At 68.6% G+C, this 6,424-nt stretch carries 6 protein-coding genes; 3 read left to right on the forward strand and 3 right to left on the reverse strand.

Annotated elements, in window-relative coordinates; genetic code table 11:
- Window positions 1-22: 22 nt before the first annotated feature.
- On the reverse strand, window positions 23-910 hold the full coding sequence (locus tag IHD13_RS07470; protein WP_195860411.1) for a LysR family transcriptional regulator: 888 nt from the start codon (window positions 908-910) through the stop codon (window positions 23-25).
- A gap of 87 nt (window positions 911-997) precedes the next feature.
- Here IHD13_RS07470 and IHD13_RS07475 point away from each other — a divergent pair, with 87 nt between their 5' ends.
- Window positions 998-2,260 (forward strand): MFS transporter, encoded by a 1,263-nt coding sequence (locus IHD13_RS07475; protein ID WP_195860412.1) that lies wholly within the window; start codon window positions 998-1,000, stop codon window positions 2,258-2,260.
- On the opposite strand, the gene msrA is transcribed toward IHD13_RS07475, so the two are convergent.
- Window positions 2,182-2,793 (reverse strand): peptide-methionine (S)-S-oxide reductase MsrA, encoded by a 612-nt coding sequence (msrA, locus tag IHD13_RS07480; RefSeq protein WP_195860413.1) that lies wholly within the window; start codon window positions 2,791-2,793, stop codon window positions 2,182-2,184. The two genes, IHD13_RS07475 and msrA, sit on opposite strands and share 79 nt — an antisense overlap.
- Window positions 2,794-2,948: 155 nt before the next feature.
- Here msrA and IHD13_RS07485 point away from each other — a divergent pair, with 155 nt between their 5' ends.
- Entirely contained in the window at window positions 2,949-5,165 is a 2,217-nt protein-coding gene (locus IHD13_RS07485; RefSeq protein WP_195860414.1) for an FAD-dependent oxidoreductase, read from the forward strand.
- Window positions 5,166-5,221: 56 nt separating this feature from the next.
- Here IHD13_RS07485 and IHD13_RS07490 read toward each other — a convergent pair whose 3' ends face one another.
- Window positions 5,222-5,704: an FKBP-type peptidyl-prolyl cis-trans isomerase gene (locus IHD13_RS07490; protein ID WP_195860415.1), complete on the reverse strand. Its 483-nt coding sequence runs from the start codon at window positions 5,702-5,704 to the stop codon at window positions 5,222-5,224.
- Between the two features lie 215 nt (window positions 5,705-5,919).
- Here IHD13_RS07490 and IHD13_RS07495 point away from each other — a divergent pair, with 215 nt between their 5' ends.
- Entirely contained in the window at window positions 5,920-6,204 is a 285-nt protein-coding gene (locus IHD13_RS07495; protein WP_195860416.1) for a hypothetical protein, read from the forward strand.
- Window positions 6,205-6,424 lie beyond the last annotated feature (220 nt).

The following is a 6,424-nucleotide window of genomic DNA, read 5'->3' on the forward strand; positions in this document are numbered from 1 at the left end:
CAGCTTCCAGCTTCCAGCTTTCCTAGAGCTGCTGCCGATGGGCCAGGGCATAGTCGACGAAGGCCTGCTCGGCCCGGGAGAGGCGGGCGCCGGCCTTCCAGGCCAGGGCCAGATCGAGCCAGGCCGGCGGCGCGAAGGAGACCGCCGCCAGGTTCGGGTCGTCCACCACCCGGCGCAGGAAGGTGGTGATGCCGAAGCCCTGGCGGACGATCGCCTTGGTCAGCGGAATCAGGTTCGACTCGAAACCCACCTCCGGCTCGCAGCGATGCCGACGAGCCAGCTCCGTCACGAATTCGCGATGAAAGTAACCGGCCTCGAACAGCACCAGAGGCTCGGCGAAGAACTCCCTGGGGGTGATGGCCGTGCGGCTGGCAAAGGGATGGTCGCGGCCCACGCAGACCACCATCTCCTCTCTCAGCAAGTGGCGTCGGGTCAGGGCCGGGTCGCCGGGGTCGTCCATGACCACGCCCAGGTCCAGCTCGCCGGCCTGGATCCGCTGTTGCAGGCGCCGGGTGCCGCCCTCCACTACCGTCATCTGGATGCCCGGGTAGCGGGCCTTGAAGCCCATCAGCAGCGGCGGCAGGTAGTAGGAGCCGAGCATGGAAGGCAGGCCCAGGCGCAGCTCCCCCCGGACCAGGTCGTGCAGCTCGCGCATGGCCAGTGCCGTGCTTCGGGCCTGGGTCAATAGTTCCCGGGCCTGGCGGCATAGCACCTCGCCCTCCGGGGTCAGGGTGACGCGGCGCTCCTGACGCTGCAGCAGCGTCAGTCCCAGGCGTCGTTCCAGGGTGGCGATGCGCTGGCTGACCGCCGACTGGGCCATATGCAGGCGGCGCCCGGCGGCGCTGAAGCCGCCGCACTCAGCCACCATCAGGAAGACCTCCAGGCCACGCAGGTCGAAGGGTAGGGTCATAAGCTGGTCCGATGGCTCTGATCTAAATAAACGGTTTCACTTATCATTGTGGGGCGGCGACCATGGGCTGCCAAGTCGGAGCCCGTCATGATCTCACTGCATAGCCGCGCCTGGTGGCGCGCCACCCTGGCCCTCTGCCTGGGGTCCATCATCGTCTTCGTCAATCTCTATGCGCCCCAGCCACTGCTGCCGGCGCTGCGTGAGCTGCACGGCGTCTCGACCCTGGCCGCCGGCCTGGTGATGTCCGCGGCCACCCTGGCGGTAGCCCTGGCCCTGCTGCTCTTCGGTCCCCTCTCCGATGCCCTGGGGCGGGGCGCCATCATGCGCCTGACGCTCCTGCTCAGCGCCCTGGCCAGCCTGGGCCTGGCCCTGGTGCCGAGCTTCGAGGCGCTGCTGTTGCTGCGGGTGCTGCAGGGGCTGGTGCTGGGGGGACTGCCGGCGGTGGCCATCGCCTGGATGGGCGATGAGTTCGAGCCCCGGGCGCTGAGCGCGGCGGTGGGGCTCTATATCGGCGCCAATACCCTGGGCGGCATCGGCGGTCGGCTGCTGGGCGGCGCCGCGGGGGAGTGGTGGGGCCTGGAGGCCGCCTTCCTGCTGATCGGCGGGCTCAGCCTGGCCGGGGTGGGGCTGTTCTGGTGGTTGCTGCCCCGCGCCCGGCATTTCCAGGCCGCGCCCCTGGCCACCCGGCGAATCGCCGCCGGGCTGCTGACCCAGCTCCGCCATCCACCGCTGCTGGGGGCCTATCTGCTCGGTGGCCTGAGCTTCCTGGTGTTTATCAACCAGTACAGCTACCTGACGTTTCGGCTCAGCGAGGCGCCCCATGGGCTCTCGCCGCGCTGGCTGGGACTGCTGTTCCTGACCTACCTGGGGGGCACCCTGGGTGCCTCGCTGTCGGGCCGGGTCGCCCGGCGCTTCTCCCAGCCCCGGGTGATGGCACTGGGCATCGGGTTGCTGATGTTGGGCAGCCTGGGGACCCTGAGCGATTCCCTGGCGGGAATTCTTGCCGCCCTGACCCTCAACGCCTTCGGTTTCTTCCTGGCCCACGCCACGGCCTCGGCCTGGGTGGGGCTGCATGCCCAGGGGGCGCGGGGTAGCGCCTCGGCCCTCTACCTGGTCTGCTACTACCTGGGGGCCAGCCTCGGAACCTTCTTCATGGAGCCCTTCTGGCGGCTCTGGCAGTGGCCCGGGGTGGTGGCCGCCTCCCTGGCCCTGCTGCTGGTGCCGCTGGGCATCGCTCTCGCCCTGCAGCGCCCGGCCCGCGAACGGCCGGCTCAGGGCAGTGGCAGGCCCCCCGCTTCCTCGCCCCAGATCTCGGCCAGGCGCTCTTCGCGGCCACAGGCGGACTTGTAGAAGCGATAGCGCAGCGGGTTCTTCTGGTAGTAGTTCTGGTGGTACTCCTCGGCGGGGTAGAAAGCCTCGAAGTCGCTGATCTCGGTGGCGATGGGCGCATCGAACCGTTCGGCCACCGCTGCCAGGCTGGCCTCGGCCAGGGCGCGCTGCTCGGCATCCATGGGGAAGAGGGCGCTGCGGTAGGGCTCGCCGGCGTCACAGAACTGGCGATTGACCGCGAAGGGGTCGATATTGCGCCAGAAGACGTGCAGCAGGTCGGCGTAGTCGACCCGCTCGGGGTCGTACTCCACCTTGACCACCTCCGCATGGCCGGTGCCGCCGGCCACTACCTGCTGGTAACTGGGGGCCTCCACCCGGCCACCACTGAAACCGGAGGTGGTGGAGAGGACCCCCTCCACCGGATCGAAGGCCTCCTCGACGCACCAGAAGCAGCCCCCGGCGAAGACCGCCTGGGCGCGCTCCTGGGGCCGTTCCTGGGCCTGGGCGACACCGAAGATGAGGGGCAGTAGCAACAGGACGGGCAGCGAGCGCATGGGGAATCCTTGAGCAGGGGGATGTCTAGGAGACCCGCCGGACCGCCACGGGTTCCCGCCCGCGGGAACTGTAAGGAATCCTCCCGGCGGGTGACTCAAGGCACAAGTGCAGGCAAGCTTGCCTGGCCCCCTTACTCGTCTTGGAGACACTTGTGATGCAGCGGCGTCGTCTTTTCCTGCTGGCCCTGGTGATCATCGTCATCGCCGCCTTCTTTCTCAGTGGTGCCCAGGCGTTCCTGACCCTGGAGAACCTGCAGGCCAGGCAGGCCGACTTCCAGGCCTGGTTCGCCGCGGAGCCCTGGCGGGTGGGGGGCGGCTTCTTCGTCCTCTATGTGCTGATGGCCGCGTTCTCGTTGCCCGGGGCGGCGCTGATGACGCTATTGAGTGGGGCCCTGTTCGGGCTCGGCTGGGGGCTTCTGATCGTCTCCTTCGCCAGCAGCCTGGGGGCGACCCTGGCCTTCCTGATCGCCCGGACCCTGGCCCAGTCGCCCCTGGAGCGGCGTTTCGCCGCCCAACTGGAACGCATCAATGCCGGTATCCGTCGCGAGGGGGCCTTCTATCTCTTTACCCTGCGCCTGATCCCGCTGTTTCCCTTCTTCGTCATCAACCTGGTGATGGGCTTGACGCGCCTGCCCATGCGCACCTTCTACTGGGTCAGTCAGCTGGGCATGCTGCCCGGTACCCTGGTCTACGTGAATGCCGGTCGCGAGCTGGGGCAGCTGGAGTCGCTCTCGGGCATTCTCTCGCCGAGCCTGATCGCCTCCTTCGTGCTGATCGGTCTCTTCCCCTGGCTGGCCCGGGGCCTGGTGGCCCTGCTCAAGCGGCGCCGGCTGGCGGCCCGCTTCGGCAAGCCCCGGGGCTTCGACTATGACGTCGTGGTGATCGGGGCCGGTTCGGCGGGCCTGGTGGCGAGCTATATCGCCGCGGCGGTCAAGGCCCGGGTGGCCCTGGTGGAGCGGGACAGGATGGGCGGCGACTGCCTCAACACCGGCTGCGTGCCCTCCAAGGCATTGATTCGTGCCGCCCGCCTGGCCCAGGAGGTGCGCCAGGCGCCGCGTTTCGGTATCGAGGCCGGCGAACCCCGCGTCGATTTCAAGGCGGTCATGGCCCATGTGCAGGGTGCCATTCGCCAGGTAGCGCCCCATGACAGCCCCGAGCGCTACCGGGGGCTGGGCGTCGAGGTGATCCAGGGCGAGGCGCGGCTCACGAGTCCCTGGGAGGTCGCCGTTGGCCAGCGTACCCTGACCACGCGTCATGTGATCATCGCCAGCGGGGCCCGGCCTCGGCTACCGGCGTTGCCGGGCCTGGAGACCATCGAGCCGCTGACCTCCGATACCCTCTGGCAGCTCGACTCGCTTCCCGAGCGCCTGGTGGTGCTGGGCGGTGGCCCCATCGGCTGCGAACTGGGCCAGAGCTTCGCCCGCCTGGGCAGCCGGGTCAGCCTGGTGCAGCGTCAGCCCCAGTTGTTGCCCCGGGAGGATGCCGACGTGGCCGCGGTGCTGGCCGAGCAGCTTGGCGAGGAGGGGGTCTCCTTGCACCTGGGGTGGCGAGCGGTGGCCATCGAGGCGGGGCCCAGCCATGGCGAGGTCGCCAAGGTGCTGGTGATCGAGCGGGACGGCGACCAGGGCATGGAGCGCCAGCGGCTGGTCTTCGATCGCCTGCTGGTGGCGGTGGGGCGCGAGGCCCGGGTCGACGGCCTGGGACTGGAGGCGCTGGGCATCGAGACCCGCGCCGATGGTACCCTGGCGGTGGACGAGACCCTGCGCAGCCTGCTGCCGAATGTGTGGGCCTGCGGCGACGTGGCGGGGCCCTACCAGTTGACCCATGCCAGCGCCCATCAGGCCTGGCATGCCGCCGTGAATGCCCTGTTCGGCGAGGTGAAGCGCTTCCGGGTCAATTACCGTAACCTGCCGGCGGTGACCTTCTGCGACCCGGAGGTGGCCCGGGTGGGGCTCAACGAGCGCCAGGCGCGTCGTGATGGCATCGACTACGAGGTGACCCGCTACGACTTCAGCGAGCTGGATCGCGCCATCGCCGACGGCCAGACCCGGGGCTTCGTCAAGGTGCTGACGGTGCCGGGCAAGGATCGTATCCTCGGCGCCAGCATCGTCGGCCACGGGGCGGGGGAACTGCTCGGCGAGTTCACCCTGGCCATGACCCAGGGCATCGGCCTCAACAAGCTGCTGGGCACCATTCACCCTTATCCGACCTTCTCCGAGGCGGCCAAGGCCAGCGCCGGCGTCTGGAAGAATGCCCACAAGCCCGAGCGCCTGCTGGGCTGGCTGCGGCGCTACTTCGCCTGGCGGCGGCGCGGCCGGGGGCAAGGGGCCGAGGCCGTCAAGCGACCCGCCCGTTGGGTGAGTCGCCGCTAGACGCAAAAAGGGGCAGCCACCGGCTGCCCCTTTTCGATGCGTCTGGTGCGTCGCGCTTAGTGCTCGACGCCACCCTCGCCGTGCACGTGACCGTGCTCGGCTTCTTCGTCGCTGGCTTCACGCACGGAGGCGATCTCGACGTCGAAGTTCAGGGTCTGGCCGGCCAGCGGATGGTTGCCATCCACGGTCACGGTATCGCCTTCCACCTTGGTCACGGTAACCATCAGGGGACCACCCTGAGTCTGGGCCTGGAATTGCATGCCCGGCTGAACCTCCTCGACACCCTGGAAGGCGTCGCGGGGCACTTCCTGCACCAGCGCCGGCTGGATCTCGCCATAGCCTTCGGCGGGAGCCACGGTGACCTGCAGCTTTTCACCGGCTTCGCGTCCCTCCAGCTCCTTCTCCAGACCGGGGATGATGTTCCCGGCGCCATGGAGATAGGTCAGCGGGTCGCGGCCTTCCGAGCTGTCCAGCACTTCACCCGCGTCATTGGTCAGGGTGTAGTGGAACGCGACCACGGCATTTTGTGCAATTTGCATTGAGGAACCTTTCGATGAGTGCATGTCCTGACAATGGTAACGTGGCGGATCGGGGGCTGTCAGGGGGATAGGGATTTTTTTCAGCTTCTCGGCCCGTGGCATGACGTTGATTCAAGCCGTCCCGGGGCAGTTGCGTGGCCCGGGTGGCAGGGCTACCCTAGTTTCACCATTTTTCCCGTATAAACAGAGCCACCGATGACTCGCGGAGAGTGACCATGACGCTGACCCTGATCTGGCTGATCAGCTTTGCCCTTATCCTGTTGCTGAGCCTCAAGCGCTGGGAGCATGGCCTCGGCCGCTTCTTCGAGCGCAAGATGCCCGAGGTGCTGCGTACCGGCACCGACGAGCGCTGGGTCTGGAGTCCGGCCCTGGCGGTGCTGGGTGCCACCTTTATCGTGCGCCCCGTGGATGTGCTGCTGACCCTGGTCGTGATCGGCCTGGTGGCCTGGCTCGGCGGCAAGCTGGTGTGCTGGGCCATGAGCAAGGCCAAGCTGCACTAAAGGGATCCGGAGGGGCCGGCGACGCCCCGTCCATTGGGACCCGGAAAACGCGCTAACGCAAACGCCCGCGGGCCTCGCCGCCGGCGGGGGGGCGTGGCGGGGGGGGTGGGGGGGCCCCGTGGGGGGGCTTGATTTTCTTCACGGGGCCGAGGAAGACTTCTCCCCCCCGCCGGGTGACGCCCGGGGGCAGCCCCGCCGTGCGCCGGCCGGGGATCACCCC

Origin of the sequence: Halomonas sp. 328, from assembly GCF_015645095.1 — a bacterium.
Lineage (GTDB): Bacteria > Pseudomonadota > Gammaproteobacteria > Pseudomonadales > Halomonadaceae > Bisbaumannia.